General features: G+C 38.9%; 20 protein-coding genes. 17 read left to right on the top strand and 3 right to left on the bottom strand.

The window, feature by feature from the left end:
- Positions 1 to 7 precede the first annotated feature (7 nt).
- The 16 genes from srlE (at position 8) to ACVBAX_RS20015 (ending at position 15,589) form a co-directional block, all read left to right on the top strand.
- Complete coding sequence (gene srlE, locus ACVBAX_RS20090) at positions 8 to 1,027, top strand: PTS glucitol/sorbitol transporter subunit IIB (protein ID WP_430776486.1); 1,020 nt, start codon at positions 8 to 10, stop codon at positions 1,025 to 1,027.
- Positions 1,028 to 1,076: 49 nt separating this feature from the next.
- Positions 1,077 to 2,015 carry a sugar-binding transcriptional regulator gene (locus ACVBAX_RS20085; protein ID WP_430776487.1) on the top strand — a complete coding sequence of 313 codons (939 nt, stop codon included), beginning with the start codon at positions 1,077 to 1,079 and terminating at the stop codon, positions 2,013 to 2,015.
- 309 nt (positions 2,016 to 2,324) lie between these two features.
- Positions 2,325 to 3,602 (top strand): NAD(P)H-dependent oxidoreductase, encoded by a 1,278-nt coding sequence (locus ACVBAX_RS20080; RefSeq protein ID WP_447118564.1) that lies wholly within the window; start codon positions 2,325 to 2,327, stop codon positions 3,600 to 3,602.
- 30 nt (positions 3,603 to 3,632) lie between these two features.
- A complete protein-coding gene (locus tag ACVBAX_RS20075; protein ID WP_119709614.1) occupies positions 3,633 to 3,989 on the top strand; it encodes a PTS glucitol/sorbitol transporter subunit IIA in 357 nt (118 codons plus the stop codon).
- A gap of 224 nt (positions 3,990 to 4,213) precedes the next feature.
- A complete protein-coding gene (gene pdhA, locus ACVBAX_RS20070) occupies positions 4,214 to 5,197 on the top strand; it encodes a pyruvate dehydrogenase (acetyl-transferring) E1 component subunit alpha (RefSeq protein WP_447118595.1) in 984 nt (327 codons plus the stop codon).
- Between the two features lie 17 nt (positions 5,198 to 5,214).
- A complete protein-coding gene (locus ACVBAX_RS20065; protein ID WP_119709613.1) occupies positions 5,215 to 6,204 on the top strand; it encodes an alpha-ketoacid dehydrogenase subunit beta in 990 nt (329 codons plus the stop codon).
- Between the two features lie 14 nt (positions 6,205 to 6,218).
- A complete protein-coding gene (locus ACVBAX_RS20060; RefSeq protein ID WP_430776489.1) occupies positions 6,219 to 7,568 on the top strand; it encodes a 2-oxo acid dehydrogenase subunit E2 in 1,350 nt (449 codons plus the stop codon).
- Between the two features lie 14 nt (positions 7,569 to 7,582).
- Positions 7,583 to 8,992, top strand: a complete 1,410-nt coding sequence (gene lpdA, locus ACVBAX_RS20055; RefSeq protein WP_447118563.1) for a dihydrolipoyl dehydrogenase — start codon at positions 7,583 to 7,585, stop codon at positions 8,990 to 8,992.
- A gap of 211 nt (positions 8,993 to 9,203) precedes the next feature.
- Positions 9,204 to 9,680: a PTS sugar transporter subunit IIA gene (locus ACVBAX_RS20050; protein ID WP_447118562.1), complete on the top strand. Its 477-nt coding sequence runs from the start codon at positions 9,204 to 9,206 to the stop codon at positions 9,678 to 9,680.
- Between the two features lie 53 nt (positions 9,681 to 9,733).
- On the top strand, positions 9,734 to 11,152 hold the full coding sequence (locus ACVBAX_RS20045) for a PTS galactitol transporter subunit IIC (protein WP_447118561.1): 1,419 nt from the start codon (positions 9,734 to 9,736) through the stop codon (positions 11,150 to 11,152).
- A 37-nt stretch (positions 11,153 to 11,189) separates the two neighbouring features.
- Positions 11,190 to 11,468, top strand: coding sequence for a PTS sugar transporter subunit IIB (locus tag ACVBAX_RS20040; protein ID WP_447118560.1), 279 nt, complete (start codon positions 11,190 to 11,192; stop codon positions 11,466 to 11,468).
- Positions 11,469 to 11,543: 75 nt separating this feature from the next.
- Positions 11,544 to 12,002 carry a hypothetical protein gene (locus ACVBAX_RS20035; RefSeq protein WP_447118559.1) on the top strand — a complete coding sequence of 153 codons (459 nt, stop codon included), beginning with the start codon at positions 11,544 to 11,546 and terminating at the stop codon, positions 12,000 to 12,002.
- On the top strand, positions 11,971 to 13,050 hold the full coding sequence (locus ACVBAX_RS20030) for a zinc-dependent dehydrogenase (RefSeq protein ID WP_447118558.1): 1,080 nt from the start codon (positions 11,971 to 11,973) through the stop codon (positions 13,048 to 13,050). Before ACVBAX_RS20035 ends, ACVBAX_RS20030 begins: the two co-directional genes overlap by 32 nt.
- A 14-nt stretch (positions 13,051 to 13,064) precedes the next feature.
- Positions 13,065 to 13,772, top strand: coding sequence for an SDR family NAD(P)-dependent oxidoreductase (locus ACVBAX_RS20025; protein WP_447118557.1), 708 nt, complete (start codon positions 13,065 to 13,067; stop codon positions 13,770 to 13,772).
- Complete coding sequence (locus ACVBAX_RS20020; RefSeq protein ID WP_447118556.1) at positions 13,769 to 14,506, top strand: SDR family NAD(P)-dependent oxidoreductase; 738 nt, start codon at positions 13,769 to 13,771, stop codon at positions 14,504 to 14,506. Before ACVBAX_RS20025 ends, ACVBAX_RS20020 begins: the two co-directional genes overlap by 4 nt.
- Positions 14,507 to 14,680: 174 nt before the next feature.
- Positions 14,681 to 15,589 carry a sugar-binding transcriptional regulator gene (locus tag ACVBAX_RS20015; protein ID WP_447118594.1) on the top strand — a complete coding sequence of 303 codons (909 nt, stop codon included), beginning with the start codon at positions 14,681 to 14,683 and terminating at the stop codon, positions 15,587 to 15,589.
- A gap of 548 nt (positions 15,590 to 16,137) precedes the next feature.
- On the opposite strand, the gene ppdK is transcribed toward ACVBAX_RS20015, so the two are convergent.
- A complete protein-coding gene (ppdK, locus tag ACVBAX_RS20010; RefSeq protein ID WP_447118555.1) occupies positions 16,138 to 18,807 on the bottom strand; it encodes a pyruvate, phosphate dikinase in 2,670 nt (889 codons plus the stop codon).
- A gap of 2 nt (positions 18,808 to 18,809) precedes the next feature.
- Positions 18,810 to 19,625 carry a pyruvate, water dikinase regulatory protein gene (locus ACVBAX_RS20005; RefSeq protein ID WP_447118554.1) on the bottom strand — a complete coding sequence of 272 codons (816 nt, stop codon included), beginning with the start codon at positions 19,623 to 19,625 and terminating at the stop codon, positions 18,810 to 18,812.
- Between the two features lie 214 nt (positions 19,626 to 19,839).
- Here ACVBAX_RS20005 and ACVBAX_RS20000 point away from each other — a divergent pair, with 214 nt between their 5' ends.
- A complete protein-coding gene (locus ACVBAX_RS20000) occupies positions 19,840 to 20,376 on the top strand; it encodes a D-glycero-alpha-D-manno-heptose-1,7-bisphosphate 7-phosphatase (RefSeq protein WP_447118553.1) in 537 nt (178 codons plus the stop codon).
- Positions 20,377 to 20,795: 419 nt separating this feature from the next.
- Here the strand turns inward: ACVBAX_RS20000 and ACVBAX_RS19995 are convergent, their stop codons facing one another.
- Positions 20,796 to 21,104, bottom strand: a complete 309-nt coding sequence (locus ACVBAX_RS19995; RefSeq protein ID WP_447118552.1) for a hypothetical protein — start codon at positions 21,102 to 21,104, stop codon at positions 20,796 to 20,798.
- Between the last annotated feature and the right edge of the window lie 140 nt (positions 21,105 to 21,244).

Below are 21,244 nucleotides of genomic sequence, written 5' to 3'. Positions count from 1 at the left end.
ACTGTAAATGACGACTTATCGTGGAGTGTTCGTATCAAAAGGATCAGGCGGATGGGGTGTGGGTCTTTATATTGAACCCAATTCCAAAAAGAATAAGGTTGTATCAATTACAGGAGGCGGAATTCATCCAGTTGCAGCTAGAATTGCAGAATTAACTGGTGCTGAGGCTGTTGATGGATTTAAGGGCTCTTATCCAGAAGACGAAATGGTATGTGTGGTTATTGACTGTGGTGGGACAGCTCGGATTGGTGTTTATCCAATGAAACGTATCTTGACAGTTGATGTTCTTCCATCTTCTCCTTCAGGTCCCCTTTCAAAATATATTACGGATGATATCTTTGTATCAGGTGTTACTCCAAAGGAGGTTGCGGTTGCTGAAGGCTATAGTCAATCCGCAGGTGCACAAGAAGTAACGGATGAGCCAAAATTCGATACAAAAGATAAAGAGAAGTTTAAAGAAAGTTATACAGAGTTGAAAAAAGAAGTAGCTAGCCAGCAAAAAGATAATCTCTTGCTGCGTTTTTCGAAAGGAATCGGTAATGTAACCGGAACTTTCTATCAGGCTGGCCGTGACACAATGGATATCCTTATTAAAAATATTCTTCCGTTCATGGCTTTCGTTAGTATGTTAATGGGGATTATCAACTACACTGGTGTCGGTGATTGGATTGCCCAGGCACTAACGCCACTCGCTGGTTCTCTGTGGGGACTTCTAGTAATCGTTATCGTCTGTACTCTGCCATTCTTATCTCCAGTGTTAGGACCAGGGGCCGTTATTGCGCAGGTGATTGGGGTCTTAATTGGTACACAAATTGCCTTAGGGAATATTCCACCGCAATACGCATTACCTGCACTCTTTGCCATCAACGGTCAAGTAGGTTGTGATTTCATTCCTGTAGGTTTATCCCTTGGAGAAGCGAAACCGGAAACAGTCCGTTACGGAGTCCCAGCCGTATTATACAGCCGCTTAGTTACAGGTATTGTATCCGTTGTAATTGCCTATTTTGCTAGTTTTGGAATGTACTAAAATTTAAGGTTTTTGTAAGGGCAGTAAGATATGAAAGAAGAGGATCACTGTGGTCATTCAAGATAGAAGAATTCTAGTTAAAGTCGCACAAATGTATTATGACGAAGGAGCAACACAGTCGGAAATAGCAGAAAAGATAGGAATCAGCCGCTCTCTTGTTTCAAAGGTGTTAACAAAGGCAAGAGAGGAAGGGATTGTTGAAATCATCATTCATGATGATAAAATTCATCAGTTTAGAAATCTAGAACGGAAATTGGAGCGTTTGTATAATTTACGAGAAGTAGTTTGTATTGAGAGTGTGGGACGCGAGTCTTCGAAAAAGCAATTAGGCGAAGCAACTAGTGATTATTTGCAGCGAGTCATTAAAGATGGTCAAATCATCGGTATGTCTTCAGGCACGACTTTAAACGAAGTTGCTAAGGCAATGAACTCAGTACAGGCATTTCCTTCTGCAACGGTAGTACCATTAGTAGGTGGAATGGGTAACGAGCGGGTGGACATTCACTCTAATAGTATTGTTTCCAAAGTAGGAAGTGCCCTTCAATCCAAGTATGAATTCCTACATGTCCCGGTAATGGTTGATACAAAGGAAGCGAAGGAAGTATTGATTCGCCAGCCTTCTATCCGCTGTACTTTAAATCTAGCAGAACAATCCAATATTGCAGTGGTCGGTATTGGTGGCCGTCCTGAAGACTCTACCATGGTAAAATCCTACATGGGTCCGGACCATCAACAGATTACTAATGATCACGAAATTGTAGGTGATATCTGCTACAACTTCATTAATAAGTTTGGGAAGCCTGTAGACAATTCATGGAATGAAAGAGTGATAGCTATTGAACTGGAAAAATTGAAAGCAATTCCTTTAGTCATTGGGGTTGCTTCTGGTTTAGAAAAAGTTCAGTCCATCAAAGCGGCATTAGAAGGTGGCTTGATACATGTATTGATTACGGATGAAGCAACAGGAACTGCGCTGGTTGAAGGATAATAGTCGAGCTGCACTTCTATTGTGCAGCTTTTTCTTGTTTGGCTTTGATCCATTAACAATCTTTTCAATCTTCACTCTACTAAAATCTCCTTTTTATCAGATATATTCGAATATTACGACTTGACAGGGCTTACATAAGGACTTACACTAAGGATATGGAACAAATGATATGTATTGTAACAAATGTTATATAAAAGGATCGATTGTTACAATTAATAACATTTGTATTAATCTAAAAAACCAATTAAAAGAATACTATTCTACAAAGAAAATTGTAAGCGTATTAATTAACCTTTGGGAGGAATTATTATGTCAATTTACACTAAGCTTTTACAACGAGAACGTGAAAATGCACCAATTAAAGTAGGGGTTATCGGTGCAGGGCAAATGGGTTTTGGAATGATTGCACAAATCTCAAAAATCCCTGGTATGATCGTAACAGGTGTTTGTGATGTAAATGTTCAGGCGGCACAAAAAGCAGCTGATTATTATTCCTCACAATCTACAAGAAAAGATCCAATGGTTGTATCGAACGACTATCGAGATGTTATCCAGTCAAATCATGTAGAAGTGATTGTTGATGCAACGGGTGTTCCAGAAGTGGGAGCAAACGTGTCACTGGAGGCTTTGCGTTCGAAAAAACACATTGTCCTTCTTAACGTAGAGGTTGATATCACAATCGGTTCAATTATGTACCAAATGTTTACGAATGCTGGGTTGGTATACACAGGCTCTGCAGGGGATGAGCCAGCTGCCACTCTAGAATTATATGAATTTGCTAAAACAATGGGCTTAGAAGTGTTGGTTGCTGGGAAAGGCAAAAATAATCCATTCAACCCGCTATCAAACCCAGACGTAGCTGCAGCTGAAGCCAAGGCAAAACATATGAGTGCACATATGCTAGCTGCATTCCAAGATGGAACAAAAACAATGGCGGAAATGAATCTTTTAAGTAACGCGATTGGCTTAGTACCAGATAAAGTCGGAATGCACGGTGTATCTGCAACTGTTCAAGATGTTGCTGATAAATTAGACCTAAAGGAAAATGGAGGAGTACTAGATAACTTCGGCGTTGTAGAATATGTAAACGGTTTAGCACCGGGAGTATTCGTCATTGTAAAAAGTGATCTTGAACCAGTTGACGAAGAACTTCGCTACTTAAAAGTGGGTAATGGACCACACTATGTGTTTTATCGTCCATACCACTTAGCCAGTTTAGAAACTCCAATTACAATCGCAAAAGCAGTATTAGAACATGATTCTTCTATTCATCCACTTGGAGCACCGATTTCTGAAACCGTTGCTGTGGCAAAACGGGACATTAAAGCAGGTGAAACATTAGATGGAATTGGTGGCTATAGTGTGCGTGGTGTCCTTGAAACGCACCGGGACATGAAGGTAAACGGACATATACCAATTGGTTTAATCAGTGGAAAAGTAGTTGCTAAAAAGGATATCAAGACAGGTCAATTCCTAACTCAAGATGATGTGGAATTAGATACAAATACAACTGTATGGAAGTTACGATCACTTCAAGATCAGCTTTTTCCAACAAGCACAGAACAACGTCCACTTGTGACACTATAAAGAGACAAGCGAACAAATGGGAGGATCAACATGACAAAATCAGTGGTAAAAGAAATTGGAGTATTAGTACCAACGTTTAAAGAAGATAAAATATTAATTTTATTTGGTCCACAAGCACCGAAGGAATTAAGAGAAATGGCTGTTATTCATGAATTTGAGAATCTAGAAGAGGAGCCATTAAAGCAGGGAGGAACGATTCAGTTCGGTGAAGAGAGTTTCACCATTACCGCATTAGGTGACCTTGCAAACAAGAATTTTAAGGAATTAGGGCATGTATCCATTTACTTCCAGGAGCCAATGGAAGAAGTTCTGCCTGGAGCGGTGTTTGCATCACCATATTCCTTCCCAAATACTATTAATGAAGGAACAGTAATTTCAGTAAAATAAACAAAAGGGGAAAGGTGGATCTAGTTTAATGAAACTTGATCTCTTTTTCCCTTTTTTAAATCCATGGCATTTTTGGAACCGTTACCATCGTTGGTATATCAATATTTGTCCAATAAAAAGTATCGAAAAAATAACGTTTTTTTCTTGACTAAAATGTGGATAGATTATATGATGTTTACAAAGGTAACAGTATAGAACAAATGTAAAAGGAGGAACAGATAATGATGGTTAAAACATTAAAGCTTCCTGAGATGATTACTGAGCAGAAATTAAAAGATTTATATAAAGAAATGTGGTTAATCCGATATTTTGATGAGAAGGTTGACCAGTTCTTTGCGAAGGGGTTAATCCACGGTACAACACATTTATGTGTTGGCCAAGAGGCATCTGCGGCAGGTTCTATAGCGGTGATTGGCAGAAAAGATAAGATCATAAGCACACACCGAGGACATGGACACTGTATTTCAAAAGAAGGCGATGTTAACAAGATGATGGCAGAACTCTTCGGCAGAGAAACAGGGTATTGTAAAGGAAAAGGCGGATCCATGCATATTGCCGATGTAGAAAAAGGGAATTTAGGGGCAAATGGAATTGTCGGTGGAGGTCTTCCTCTTGCTGTAGGAGCAGCTCTAACGTCGAAAATGAAAAAAGAAGATTATGTGGTTCTTTGTTTCTTCGGTGATGGTGCTTCTAATGAAGGAAGTTTCCATGAATCTGTGAATCTAGCAGCCATCTGGGACCTTCCCGTTGTCTTTATATGTGAAAACAATCAATACGGGATGTCAGGTCCAGTTAAGGAAATGACTCGTGTGGAAAATATTGCTGATCGGGCTAGTGGTTACGGAATCCCTGGTCATGTGGTTGACGGTCTTGACATGATAGAAATCATGAATACCGTTCATGAAGCAGTTGAACATGCACGTGGTGGCAACGGCCCAACATTAATCGAAATGAAAACGTATCGCTGGAAAGGACATTCCAAGAGCGATGCGAAAAAATATCGTACCCGTGAGGAAGAAAAAGAATGGAGAGAAAAAGACGGAATCAAGCGTTTTAAAGAAACGTTAATCGATGCTGGTGTATTAACAGAAGAAACCGCAAAACAACTTCAGGAGGCGGCAAACCAGGAAGTCGAGAATGCTGTGAAATTTGCTGAAAGCAGCCCGGAACCATCCCTTGATAGTTTACTAGAGGACGTTTACGCGTAAAGAGAGGAGTAGAAATTATGGCTACTAGACAAATAACCTATTTAGAAGCAGTAAGGGAAGCAATGAGCTTAGAAATGCGGGAAAACAATGATGTATTTATTCTTGGTGAAGATATCGGTGTTTATGGAGGAGCTTTTGGTGTAACACGTGGAATGATTGAAGAGTTTGGACCTGAACGTGTCCGTAATACACCCATCTCAGAAGCGGCGATTGCTGGTGCGGCAATAGGATCGGCATTAACAGGAATGCGTCCTATATTAGAACTCCAATTTTCTGATTTTATTACGATCGCTATGGATCAAATGGTGAACCAAGCTGCGAAGACCCGTTATATGTTTGGAGGCAAGGGAAAAGTACCAATGGTATTACGGACACCAGCTGGTTCGGGAACCGGTGCTGCTGCCCAACATTCACAAAGTCTTGAAGCATGGATGGCTCATATTCCAGGATTAAAAGTTGTTCAGCCGTCCACAGCTTATGATGTAAAAGGTTTGTTAAAAGCAGCCATTGACGATGATAACCCAGTTATTTTCTACGAACACAAACTATTGTATAAAACGACGGGTGATGTTCCTGAGGAATCCTACAAAATTGAATTAGGTAAAGCAGATATCAAGCGTGAAGGAACAGATGTCACAATTGTTGCTACTGCTATCATGGTTCATAAAGCGATGGAAGCAGCAGTGGAACTTGAAAAAGAAGGAATCAGTGTAGAAGTAGTGGATCCTCGTACCATTGTTCCACTCGATAAAGAAACGATTATTAATTCTGTAAAGAAGACAGGACGTTTAATTGTTGTTCATGAAGCTGTGCAACGGGGAGGATTCGGTGGAGAAATCGTTAGTGTGGTTGCTGAAAGCGAAGCATTTGACTATTTAGATGCTCCAATCAAGCGACTCGGCGGTAAAGAGGTTCCGATTCCTTATAATCCTAAATTAGAAAGAGCGGCCATTCCGCAAGTTCCAGATATTATCGAAGCTGTTAAAGAAACTGTTAAGAATAAGTAAGGAGGAGGGGCAATATGGCAAAAGAAATATTTATGCCGAAGCTAAGCAGCACGATGGCAGTGGGTACCCTCCTTCAGTGGCTTAAAGAAGAAGGGGAAACCGTTGAAATAGGTGAACCACTTTTTGAAATAATGACAGACAAAATCAATATTGAAGTAGAGGCTTACGATGAAGGTGTATTATTAAAAAAATACTTTGATGTCGACGCTGAAGTTCCGGTCAACCAAATTATTGGTTACATTGGCGAAGTAGGAGAAAAAGTACCTGACAGTTCACCAGGGATTGCTGGGGAAGAACCAACAGCAGAGGAACAAATAGAAGAGGTGATTTCCGAACGTCAAGAGGAACCTGTACTAGTAAGTAATATTCAAAAAGGTGAGAAACCACGTGCAACCCCGGCAGCACGCCAAATGGCACGCTCGAATAAACTTGAATTGGTATTCATTAAAGGCAGCGGCCCAAATGGTCGTGTGCATAAAAAAGATGTGCTTAGTCATCTAGAAGCTACTGCATCAGCATCAAAAGCTACTCCTCTTGCAAGGAAAATTGCCTTAGCCGAACAAGTAGACTTATCTGCCGTAACTGGTAGCGGTGCGAACGGGAAAATCGTTAAAGCTGATGTGGTAACCGCAAACTCTTCTAAGCCAGCACCACCAGCAGCCGCTTCTATACCAGCTGCACAGCGAAGAAAAATGACGGGTATGAGAAAAGTAATTGCTGACAGAATGGCACAAAGTGCTTACACAGCACCACATGTAACATTAACGACAGAAGTGGAAATGTTGAAGGTAAAGGAACTTCGTCAAACACTTCTACCTGTAATTGAAAAGCAAACAGGCTTCCGGTTGTCGTTTACTGATATCCTCGTAAAAGCTGTAGGTGTAGCACTGGCTCGTCACCCACAGGTAAATGTATCAATTGACGGGGACGAAATTATTCAGCATAGCCAGGTTCATATCGGACTAGCTGTTGCTGTCCAGGATGGATTAATGGTTCCAGTAATTAAAGATGTTTTGAGTAAGGGACTTGCAGAGTTAACAAGTGACGCAAAAGAAATTGGTAAACGTGCTCGCGAAAATAAATTACTTCCAGATCAAATGAAGGGATCTACATTTACCATTAGTAACCTGGGTATGTATGCAGTTGATGCATTTACTCCAATTATTAATCAGCCTGAAAGTGCCATTCTTGGTGTTGGTCGAATTCAAGATAAGCCTGTGGCTATAAATGGTGCTCTTGAAATACGTCCTATGATGACGCTTAGTCTATCCTTCGACCACCGAGCGATGGATGGAGCACCGGCTGCTGCGTTCTTAACAGAGTTAAAGCAAATACTGGAAAGTCCATACGAGTTATTGGTATAGGGGGTGAATAATACATGGTGGAATCCTACGATATAGTTGTGGTTGGAGGAGGACCCGGAGGCTATGTAGCTGCCTTGCATGCTGCGGAGCTTGGTAAAAAAACTGCTCTCATCGAGGCAGACTTCCTCGGTGGAACATGTCTAAACCGCGGCTGTATCCCATCAAAGACCTATTTGAAACATTCTGAAGTCATTGAGCAAATTGAAAAGGCGAAGGATTGGGGCATTGAAACTGGTGACCTTAGCTTTTCTTTTAGCAAAATGAAAAGGCGAAAAGATGATGTGATTCAGCGTCTACGTGGAGGCATCGCCTTTCTACTAAAACAGGGGAAGATTGATGTTTATAACGGATATGGATCGGTTCTACCCGGCGGAGAAGTAAAGGTAAAAACATCTGATGGGGAAGAGACTGTTAAGGCTGCAAAAGTGATTGTCGCAACGGGGTCGACCCCTGCTGTGCCGCCAATTGCTGGGCTGGATACCGTTCATTTTGATACAAGTGATACGATCTTTGATATTCCAGAGATTCCTAAATCAGTAATTATTATTGGTGGCGGAGTGATTGGAGTTGAATTTGCGACTATTTTTGCATCTCTTAAAGCACAAGTAAGTATTGTCGAGGCTGCTGACCGGATCATCCCCACAGAAGATGTGGAAGCTTCAAAATTTTTAACAAAGATGTTAAAGAAAAAGGGAATCAACATCCATACAGGTGCAAAAGTGCAAAGAGTTCAAGAAACAGAGGGTTTGAAAAAGGTCATTTGCCAGGATTCAAAGGGAAAAGAGCTTTCATTGCAAGCAGATACATTACTCGTAAGCACTGGACGCCGCCCAAATTTATCCGCAGTCACAGAACTTAATCTAGAACAGAACGGCCCATTCATTAAAGTTAATAAAAAGATGGAAACAACTCACAATCATGTTTATGCAGTTGGGGATGTGATCGGCGGTTGGCAGCTCGCACACGCGGCAAGTGCAGAAGGAATTGTTGCCGCGAATAATGCTGCTGGAGAGATGGATGTTATCGACTATAAAGTCATGCCCCGTTGTATTTATACGCTCCCTGAAATCGCCTCCGTTGGTCTGTCGGAGGAGGAAGCGAAAAAACAAGGGATTGATATTTGTGTAGAAAAATTTGACTTTGCTGGTAGTGGGAAAGCACTGAGTGCTGGAGAACCGGAAGGATTTACAAAGATTATCTATGAGGCAAAATACGGTGAAATCATCGGTGTGGTTATGGCTGGGTCACATGTAACGGAAATGATCTCAGAAGCTTCCGCTTTCATGTATTTAGAAGGGACGATAGATGAGGCTGCCAAAATGATTCATCCGCATCCGTCATTATCGGAGACTTTCTACGAAGCCGCAGTGAATGCGGTTAATAAGCTAAGAAAACAACAAAAAGCAGTCCAATCAGCGGTATAGTAGATTTTTGCACGTAAAAAGCTTACTTGTAGTAGGCTTTTTCGTGTAATACTGCATTCTATTATATAAATGTCGAAAAAGTTAATAGTTAGAATTATCTAAAAACAACTTGACTGTTCGGTTTAGATATTTTATGATAATTACAAATGTAACAAAGGTGAACAAAAGTAAAGGTTTGTTCCAGCATTACATAAAGAAGGAGGGTAACTTTATGGGAAAATTAATAAATCTTGATGAAAAGGTAGTTCGGTTGAATCTAAAAGCAAAAAATAGTAATGAGGTCATTACTGTACTGTTTGAAGAATTGAAAAAACTGAATTATGTAAAAGACTCCTTTCTACCGTCTATATTAGAAAGGGAAAAGGTTTTTCCAACTGGATTACCACTAGCGAATATGGGAGTGGCAATTCCTCATACAGATCCAGAGCATGTGGTTAGCCCTATGATTTCGATTGCCATATTAGAAGATCCTGTAGAATTTAAAGTGATGGGTAGTGCTGAAACACCAGTAAGCGTTGAAATTGTACTAATGTTAGCCATTACAGAACCCTCAAAGCAATTGGTTATGCTAGAGAGATTAATGGATGTTTTTCAAAATGAAACAGTGATGTCCCAATTAAGGGGTGCCCAATCTGCTAAAGAAGTTGTTGCTGTTTTAGACAGAGAGTTAAACCAAATTAGTGTTTAACATGTTATTTCAACTGAAATGTAAGCGCTAACTAAAAATTAGGGGGTCTTTCGATGATTAAGCAAGCTGTTGATTTTGTATTAGATTTAGGTCCTTCGATCATGCTTCCAATCATTATGACGGTTTTTGGTTTGTTTCTAAAGCAAGGCTTCAAAAGGTCATTTACTGCTGGTATTACTATCGGGATTGGATTTATAGGGGTAAATCTTGTTATTGGCCTTTTATCCGGAGCAATTGGACCTGCAGCACAAGCGATGGTAGAAAAATTAGGACTAAACCTTGATATTCTCGATGTTGGTTGGCCAATAGGAGCGGCCATTTCATTTGGAACACCAGTTGCCCCATTAATGATTCCGTTAGTCTTAGTTTTAAACGTAATCATGCTATCAACGAATTTAACTAAGACGCTTAACGTAGATATTTGGAACTTTTGGCATCTAATCTTTGCTGCTTCTGTAACTTATTATGCTTATGACAATATGATTCTAGCGATTGCGGTGGGATTAATTGTTTCAGCTATTACACTAAAGTTGGCAGACTGGACTGCTCCAGCGGTTGAACACCACTTTGGTCTGAAGGGAGTTTCAATGGCTCATTCCGAGACAGTTAACTTTGCTCCTATCACCTACGCAAGTAACAGAATCTTAGACAAGATACCAGGAATTAATAAAATTGAGGCAGACCCTGAAACGTTAAAAAAGAAATTTGGTATATTCGGTGAACCACTTGTAATGGGGTTAGTACTAGGTCTTCTTATCGGATTTCTAGGGGGGTACGATGCAAAAGGGATTCTAACATTGGGTATACAAATGTCGGCAGTATTAATCCTAATGCCAAGAATGGTAGCGCTTTTGATGGAAGGACTTATTCCTATTTCTGAAGGAGCTCGAGACCTAATTAACAAAAAGTTCCCAGGGAAAAATGTTTATATTGGCCTTGATACAGCAATCGTAATTGGAACCGCATCTAATATGGCTGTTGCGTTAATCATGGTTCCTATCACTCTATTGTTAGCTGTAATTCTTCCGTATAACGGAATGTTACCTTTTGCAGATTTTGCGGTTCTTCCATTCACTGTGGTTTGGGCAGTTGCAGCAGCAAGAGGAAATATTATTCGAGGGATTATTAATAGTATCGTAACTTTAATGATTGTATTCTTTATTGCTACTAATCTTGCAGATTTAGCAACAACCATGGGAAGAGCAGTCGGTTTTGATTTCCCTGAGGGAGCAACCCAAATCTCTGGAATTGATTTAGGATCCCACGTTATTCCATGGATTATTGTTCGCTTATTAGATCCAAGTAACCCATACTTTATTGGAGCGATTGTTGCAGCGGCTGCCTATGCTTTACTTTGGTACTGGGTACGAAATGACATTAAAAAACAATATGCAAATGAAATGGGATTAGATCCAAAGACTTTAAAGCCTGTTATTACAACAGGGGAAAATGGAAATTCATTCAAGGCTTAAACAATAACTAATAAAATAAACATAGGGGGAATTTAATATGGCAAAGAAAATCTTAGTATCTTGTGGAACAGCGGTTGCAACATCAACTGTAGTAGCGAAAAAGATAGAGGAAACTCTAAAGAATAAAGGCATAAATGTTATTGTTGAACAATGTAAAGCATCTGAGGTACCTTCAAAGGCCACAGGCGCAGATTTAATTGTTACGACTACGCCGGTTAGTGGTACTGGAGACACACCAGTTATTCAAACGATTTCTTTCCTAACAGGAGTTGGAATTGATGCTGATATTCAAAAAATTATTAGCTATATTGAATAAATAATAAAAAGAAAAGAAAAAGCAAAAAAACTAATTTAGTGTTTTTTTGCTTTTTCTACAAATGGGGGAAGGATTATGAAGCACTATCGATACAGTACCCATGTACTTTGGCTTTCTATTATTTTTCCGGTGGTATTAATGATTGGTTTGTTTATATGGGCAGTACATGGAGTAATAATGAATGGCCCATTGGGTATATATCAACTAATCTTATTTGCAATGCCTCTATTATTAATATCTTCTCTAATAGGTTTAAATAATCCATCCAGTATTACGCTAACACCTGAATCCATTGTTTTTGAAGGGTTTTGGAGAAAGCATGAATATAAATGGCAAGACGTTGAGGAACTGACACTTAAAGACTACGGTTATGTAGGAAAGGCTTTTATAAGGATTGGGAAATATCGTCTATTAGGCGGTAGATACTGGGTATCTAGTAATCTCGAAGGATATAAGGAATTATTAGAAGTTATTGAAAGTAAATTAGAAGGATGTGGTATTCGTGAACGTTGTGACTCAGTACAGTCAAAATGAGTCTAAGGACAAAGAATTACGAATGAAAGTAGCGGCCTTTTATGACAAAGAAAACATAAAGTGTGAAGACCGTCCAATTCCTAGCATTGGGGAGGATGAAGTATTAATAAAAATGCATGCTTGTGGACTTTGCGGTACAGATATTCATAAAGTACTTGATCAAAAGGTTCCCCCACAAACGGTACTCGGTCATGAGGTCTCAGGAGAAATAGTAAAAGTAGGAGCAGAGGTAAAAGATTACCAAATGGGTGACAGAGTATTTGTGGCCCATCATGTTCCGTGTTTCACATGTCATTATTGCAAAAGAGGTTCATACAGCCTTTGTGATCAATTTAAACAAACAAATCTTGACCCGGGTGGTTTTTCAGAATATATTCGTGTTCCCGCTTTACACGTAAGACATACAATGGGGCGGCTCCCGGATGAGTTGAGTTATGAGGAAGGAGCCCTCGTAGAGCCAATCGCTTGCTGTCTCCACGGGTTTGAATTAATTGACACTCAACCTGGAGATACAGTTTTTATCATGGGCGCTGGCCAAATCGGCCTCCTTCAAATTCAAATCGTAAAGCATTTGCTAGCATCAAAGATTATTGTTAGCGATATCAATCCTTATCGTCTCGAGAAATCAATTGAATTTGGAGCAGATGAAGCAATAAACAGCCAAGATGAAGAAGTAGTTAAAAAGGTGATGGAGCTAACAAATGGAAAGGGAGCAGATATTGTTATTATTTCAGCAGGAATTCAGTCCCTTCTTCCTCAAGCAATGGAGTGTGTAGCAAGAGGTGGTACTGTATTAGTTTTTGCTCCCTTTAAAGACACAGATATAGCCATACCAGCTTCAAGGTTTTTTAATGATGAAATAAAAGTAATTGGCTCTTATTCATCTAATCCATATAACTATGAGAGTGCCATCCAAATGTTAAGAAATAACGTGTTTGATGTAGAAAAAATGATTACCCACCGTTTTCCATTATCAGAGCTGGATAAAGCAATTGAATGTGCACATAATCCATCCGAAAAGGTTTTAAAAGTACTAATAAAACCGTAGAAAAGAGGGAAGTCATGTTTGATTTAACATTAAATCATAAAGTAGCACTTGTAACTGGTGTGGACGATCATCTAGGTGCAAAAATTTGTGAAAAGCTTGCTAGGGCTGGAGCAGAGGTTTGGATTCATCGCTTTAATGAGGAGGATGCTGATAATCTTCAAGAAAAGATCCTTTCTTTTGGTGGCGCTGCCTATGTAATAACAAATAGCCTTCAAACACCTGAGGCTGTTAGGTCAGTTGTAAGTAAGATTATCGAGAAAAGTGGTAAAATTGATATACTTGTTAATCATGCAGAAAAGGTTTCAATAAAATCTATAGATCAGCTAACTACAGAGAAATGGCTAGACACATTTGAAACGAATTTAGATGTCCCTTTTCTTTGTTGTCAAGAAATTTTACCACTAATGCTTCAAGTTGGAGAAGGGACAATTATTAATATATCTTCACGTTCAGCTGAAACAGGAGAGATAGGACCACAATACGCTGCAACTAAGAGTGCCTTAGAATCGTTTACTAAAGGCCTTTCTAGAGAGTTTAAGGGAAAAGGTATTAAAGTGAAGCTAGTTTCTCCACCTGCATCTCTTCACGATAAAAGGCTAGGTATTTATGAAAAAGCAAAAATAATAGAGGCAATGGCTAATAAGGCTCTACTTCTATGTTCACCATATCTTGATTATGAAGTGAATGAACTAAGCGGGGATAATGAGGTGTTAAAAAATTGAAAGAAAAAAATATCCTTATTATTGGTGGAGCAAACGGGATTGGGAAAGAAATTGCTTTGGATTTTGGTGCAGAAGGTCATCGTGTTGCGGTTGCTGATATTAATATTAATATGTTAAACAAAATGATTTCTGAAAGTGGCTTGAATAATCTATCTCCTTTTGAGGTGGATGCAGGTTCATGGGAGAGTGTGAAATCCCTGGCGAATGAAATACAGGAGAAGTTTGGAACTATTCATACACTTGTTTATTCGGCTGGTATCACTAGAACGTTAAATTTCCTTGATATAGATTGGGCTACTTGGAAAAAGACGATGGCTGTTAATCTTCATGGACTATTTTATAGTATTAAGACTATTTATCCCTTAATCGAACATGGTGGAAGTGTCGTTATTATTGGATCAGGTTCTGCGATCACAGGTTCTGGTGGGGGAATCCACTATTCATCATCAAAAGGTGGAGCATTTGGTTTAATGAGAGCTCTTGTTAACGATCTGGGGTATAACAATATAAATATAAATGTTGTAGCACCAAGGGTAATCGAGTCGGATATGCTAGATGTTTTATATCCGACACAAGAGTCAAAGGAATGTTTAAGAAAAGAAATACCAATTGGACGTCTGGGTACTCCTAAAGATGTATGTAATGCTGTAAAATATTTAAGCGATGATGAGGGTAAATATGTACATGGCCAAATTTTACTACTGGATGGCGGGAGAACATATAAGAGTTCTTAAAGGTAGGTGTCGAGAATGAATATTCTCGGCACTTTTGCTATAGGTGAGATGATTTTTTGAAAATTATGGTTTAAAATGTTCATATACATTACATTTGTTATTAAATCATTGCCGTGAAGGGAGATGGCTAATGTGGATTGGCAAGAGAAGAGACAATTAGTGAAGGTATCCAGTATGTATTATAATGATGGCTGGACGCAGGCACAGATTGCCGGAAAATTAGGTGTTTCAAGACCTGTTATATCCAAATTGCTTCAAAAGGCTAAGGATGAAGGAATCGTTAAGGTGTATATTAAGGATGAAAGTGTCCACACAGTTGAATTAGAGCGGAAGCTAGAACGATATTTTGGTCTTAATGATGTGGTGGTTGTTCCAAATAACGGATTAACCGGTGAAATGGCTAAGCGGGAAGTAGGTCAAGCTGGTGCTAATTACATTTCAAATAATCTGAAAGATGTTAAAAGCATTGGGATTTCATGGGGACAGACACTCTCTAATGTGGTCCTTGAATACCCATTTGAGAGAAGAGAAGAGGTTACGGTAGTTCCACTGGAGGGTGGTATGGGTGTAAGACAAGTGCAAATCCATGCGAACCAGCTTGCAAGTGAATTAGCCAAAAAGTTACATAGTACTTGTACTTATTTATATGCTCCTGCCATTGTTGAAACGGAAGAATTGAAGGACCGACTGATGGGAATGCAGGATGTCCAAACCGTGTTAGAAAGTGGAAGGAATGTAGATATCGCACTGATTGGTATTGGCAACCCTTTTACTGATTCCACTTTAATGAAACTTGGATATCTTCAAGAAGAGGATTTACTCCATCTTCGTGAAGTAGGAACCGTAGGAGATATTGGTTTTCGATTTTTTGATGAAAATGGCCAGCCTATCCATGATACATTAAATACGAAAGTGATTGGCATTACATTAGAAGAACTAAAAAGTGTAAAAAAAGTGATTGCTGTTGTTGAAGGGGCACATAAAGTAGAAAGTATATTAGGCGCATTAAAAGGAAAGTTTATTGATGTTTTAATTACTGATGAATTAACTGCAAGTGCTATTCTAAAAAAAGTTAATCATTAAACTTTACTTTGTACCTTTTTGAGGAAAAATCGAATATTATATAATATTAATTTCTAGTCTAAATCGGCATAATAATACGGAAAGATACTCCTATTAAAGGTGATTAATGGAATATATGGTAAGGAGGGGTTGATTTGAAAATCACAGAGTATGATGTCTCCCTATATTGCTCACGATGTCATGAAGAAACACTTCATTGTGTTCAGTACTTAAACGATAAAATTTCTAGTACCGAGTGTACAAATTGTCACCGTAAAATTGATATGCACCTGAATCCTAAAAGGGAATTATATAAAGAGATTTATAACCGAATACTATCGAAACCAACTAGACTTACACAAGAATATAGAGATGATTTAAACAAATTCATTGGGGAGTTTCCAAAACGGGCACTGAGTAAACCGTATCGTTTGATGAGATATGTAGATGAAACAAGGGAAGCCCTCAAAAAGTTAAAAAATTTCAAATGATTATTTTAGAGAATGATTCACACTTAATCTATTTAAAAACAGACGGTATCAATCGGATACCGTCTCATTTTGAAAATTTTACGTTGTTATATAAACGTCTTCTTTATTTTGCTCATGTCGGATAGTTGCTTGTGCAGCAGCCAATCGTGCGACAGGTACACGGTAAGGTGAACAGCTAACATAATTCAGGCCAACACGATAGCAAAAGTCGATTGAAGACTTTTCTCCTCCATGTTCACCACATATACCAGCTTTTAAAGATGGATTTGTTTCACGTCCAAGCTTTACACCTGTTTCAACTAACTTACCCACACCATCTTGATCAAGAACAGCAAATGGATTTTCCAGTAGCACTTTATTTTCAATATAGGCTTGCAGGAATTTTCCTTCTGCATCGTCACGACTAAAACCAAATGTTGTTTGTGTTAAATCATTCGTTCCAAACGAGAAGAAATCCGCTTCTTTTGCAATTTGGTCAGCTGTTAAGGCTGCGCGCGGAATTTCAATCATTGTTCCAATGGTGTACTTGAACGTTTCACCTGTTTCTTCCTGAACAAGATAGGCTGTATCCACGACCAACTGGCGCATTGTCTTTAACTCGTTAACGTGGCCAACAAGCGGGATCATAATTTCTGGCTGTACTTTCAACCCTTTTTTAGCAAGTGTGACAACCGCATAAAAAATGGCTTTTACCTGCATCTCATAGATTTCTGGATAAGTTATACCAAGTCGGCAACCACGGTGCCCCAACATGGGGTTAAACTCAACTAACTGGCTAACCTTTTTCAGCAATTGCTCTTTTTCCTTTAATTCATCTGAATCTAGATGAGTCATTTGCAACTTTGTCACTTCCACCAAAATTTCTTCTTTATCAGGTAAAAACTCATGAAGAGGTGGGTCTAGTAAACGAATGGTAACTGGATAACCCTGCATCGCTTCAAATATTCCTTCAAAGTCGCTTTGTTGCATTGGTAAAAGCTCTTTAAGCGCTTCTATTCTTTCGTTGTATTGTTCAGCTAAAATCATTTTTTGTACGATTGGAATCCTTTTAGCGTCCATAAACATATGTTCAGTTCGGCATAATCCAATCCCACCTGCTCCAAATTCAAATGCTTTCAGAGCATCATCCGGGTTATCAGCATTGGCACGAACTCCAATGTTTCGTTCTTGGTCTGCCCAAGCCAGCAAAAGTTGAAACTCATCAGATAGATCAGGATCAATCATTGGTATTTCTCCCAGCATAATTTCACCAGTGGATCCGTCAATCGTAATGATATCACCATAATTTACAATGGTTTCTCCTACCGTAAACTGCTTGGCTTTCAAATTTATCTTTAAGGGTTCACACCCGCAAATACAAGCTTTCCCCATTCCACGTGCAACGACTGCTGCGTGGCTTGTCATCCCTCCACGGCTCGTTACAATCGCTTGGGATGCTACAATACCATGGATATCATCTGGCGTTGTCTCAGGTCTAACGAGGATGACTTTCTTTCCTTCGTTCGCTAAAACTTCGGCTTCATCTGCATCGAATACAACTTGACCAGTAGCTGCTCCTGGCGATGCAGGTAATCCTTTTGCTAACAATGTCCGCGGATGTTTATCATCGATGCGACGATGAAGCAATTGGTTTAATTGATCTGGGTCTACACGCATTAAGGCGGTCTTTCTATTAATCAAACCTTCTTCCACCATTTCAACTGCAATACGAATCGCTGCCTGTGCTGTGCGCTTCCCATTACGAGTTTGTAGTATGAAAAGCTGCCCTCTCTCTACCGTAAATTCAATATCCTGCATTTCTTTATAATGATTCTCCAGAAGGTTGCATGTTTCGGCAAATTGCTTGAAAACCCCAGGCAGATCTGCCTTTAGAGTAGCAATGGGCTGTGGTGTACGTATGCCTGCAACAACGTCTTCGCCCTGGGCATTGATTAAGTATTCGCCGTAAAGAATCTTTTCACCAGTTGAGGGATTTCTAGTAAAGGCAACACCGGTTCCAGAATCATTTCCCATATTTCCAAACACCATACTTTGGATGTTCACCGCAGTTCCTAAATGATCTGGAATTTTATTCAGGCGGCGATAGACAATGGCACGCTGGTTGTTCCAGGAATTAAATACGGCATTAATCGCTAGGAAAAGCTGTTCAAATGGGTTCTGAGGAAATTCATTTTTTGTATGATTTTTCACGATTTCCTTATAGCCATCAATTACCTCTTTCCAATCTTCTGCCGTCATTTCAGGGTCAGAGGTATAGCCTTTTTGCTCGCGCACTTCGTCTAAAAATTGCTCAAAATAATAACTATCGATCTCAAGGACGACATTACTAAACATTTGAATGAAACGGCGATACGAATCATAAGCAAAACGCGGGTTATCTGTTAATTTAGCCATACCAACTACTGTTTCATCATTCATTCCAAGGTTCAAAATGGTATCCATCATTCCAGGCATTGAGAAAACGGAACCGGAACGAACGGACACTAGCAAAGGATTTTGTGAGTCACCCAGCTTTTTTCCCATTTTTTCTTCTAAACAATTTAAAGCTTCTAAAGTTTGTTTTTCTACTATATCTGGTATCGATTTACCAGATTCATAGTAAGAATTACAAGCTTGGGTAGTAATCGTAAATCCGAAGGGAACCGGGAGACCAATATTTGTCATTTCTGCTAGATTTGCACCTTTTCCCCCTAACAAATCCTTCATACCACCATGACCTTCATCAAATAAATATACGAATTTATCCATTTTTAATAGCTCCTTTTCTTTTTTAACACTTCTAAAATTAAACCAGCATTTTCTTCTACTGCTTTATTTGAAACATCAATGATCGGACAGCCAACTCGTTTCATTATTTTTTCAGCATGGTCTAGTTCGCTAAGAATTCGTTCGAAACTTGCATATTTGGCATGAGAGGGGATACCCATAGCCTTTAGCCGTTCCATACGAATTTCATTTAATTTATCCGGTGAAATAATCAAACCAATACAATTTTTTCGTGGAACTTCAAACAGTTCATCTGGCGGGTCTATCTCAGGCACCAATGGTACATTAGCTACTTTAAATCGTTGATGAGCCAGATACATTGACAGAGGTGTTTTTGAAGTCCGTGACACCCCAATCAATACGATATCGGCCATTGTCACTCCCCTTGGATCCCGTCCATCATCGTACTTCACCGCAAATTCAATCGCTTCAATTTTTTTAAAGTATTCCTCATCCAGTTTTCGCATTAAGCCCGGTTGATGATGAGGCTCTGTATTAAACCTAGTAACAAACGCATTCATTAATGGACTAAGTAAATCAACCGCTACTATTCCTTCTTTTCTTGCCCTTCTGTCTAAATAATCCTTTAAATATGGAACAACAATGGTATAGGCAATAATAGAATATTCATTTTTTGCTTGGATAATCGCATGATCAATATCTTCAAAGTCGTTTACATATGAATTGCGGCGAATTTCTACTAGACCACCATTAAATTGTGTTGCCACTGCTTTTACTACAAACTCAGCTGTATCCCCAACTGAATCTGAAACCACGTAAACGATTTTTTTATGTACCAAAGTAAAAGTCACCTCCCCAGAATAAACATCGTTTATTTTTACAATTGTTCATATGCGTTACATTTGTAAAAATATTATAATGTTTTGTCACCTGAGTCAATAACAAAGTGAAAATATTTAGAAAATTAAATCTATGAGGGTTTATCATCTTGTTTTATAGAAATGTTTATAGTGATACTTCATTGATTACAATAAATAATGAGGAGGTATAAAGATGAGTAAACAAGCTGTATTTTTAGATAGAGATGGCGTTATAAACGAAGTGTTAACAAAAAGAGTGAAATTCGTAAACAAGCCATCGGAATTATTTTTCTTACCTGGTGTTCCAGAGGCTATTCGAAAATTAAATAATGTGTTTGGAGATAACATTTTTGTTGTGACTAATCAGGGGGGAGTGGGGCTAGGATTCATGAAAGTGAATCAACTGGAAACAATCCATGAACACATGATAGGTGAACTTAAAAAGGAGGGAGCAGTTATCAAAGATGTGGCCTACTGCCCTCATAAACCAAAAGCGGGATGTGAATGCAGAAAACCTGGCTCCAAAATGATTACTGACTTAGCCGAAAAATATCAGATTGACCTAGCGCAGTCTTATATGGTCGGAGATACGGACACAGACATCCAAGCAGGGAAGAAAGTAGGAACAAAAGGGGTATTTCTTGGAGACAGTGATCCATTAGCTGATGCTGTATTTCCTGATTTATTAAGGGCATCTGATTGGATTATAGAAGATGCTACAAAATCTTGATAAAAATGAACATATTATTTAGCACCTATTCTTGTCCAAATACGAGGTTCATTAGGAAGGGATGACCTGGAAGATTGCCTATTGTTGTCCGAATACGAGGTGGATTCGGACAGGAAGACCGTGAGATTGCCTATAGTTGTCCGAATAAGTGGTTTATTCAAAACAGGAGTATTTTAACAGAAGAATTCGCACTCTAATAAACAAGTTGACAATAGATATTGTCATCCTGAGATTTAGACGGATAACTGTTATGTTAATTCATGTAGAATAATTCAATAATTAATCGTTGATTTAATAAGATTTATTAAAGCCCCCAATCACTATGGGATTGGGGTTATGATTTGATAGGTTATTTCTAATGTTTCTCCACAAAACTGAACCACTTACTCTTTTGAGATGAGGCCGCTAATTTTCTGTTGTCATGATATATCTGAAATGTGTTGGTTTTCGATATCCTTTGTGGAAATATACAGTTGTCCGATCATTTTACCAAGATTACTAACATATTCCTCGATTTCAGGAGGGGTATATCCAACAGAATTCCACGCTGCTTCTCTTCCTCCATACATACCAAGCGCTCTCTTTGAACTTAGTATACGTTTTACTTCTCCATACTGAAGATAAACTTCCCATAACCATTGATAGTGGTCTTCTGAGCTAATTCCAACCATTTTAAGATTGGACCAATTATTATCGGTATCACCTAGTTTATTTAATTTGTGGATCATAATACTCCAACTCCTTATGATTATGTTTTAGTTATTGACATATCATAGGGTGTTTATAACTGGAGAGTAATGGTCGTAGATTGTAATTGGCAGCAATAGAAGTTCCTTTGTTTTTATAAGGGTTTTAATCAAAAAGTAAA

Source organism: Robertmurraya sp. GLU-23, assembly GCF_052983275.1.
Note: the sequence above shows the minus strand (reverse complement) of the source record. Positions and strands in the feature narration are given on the sequence as shown.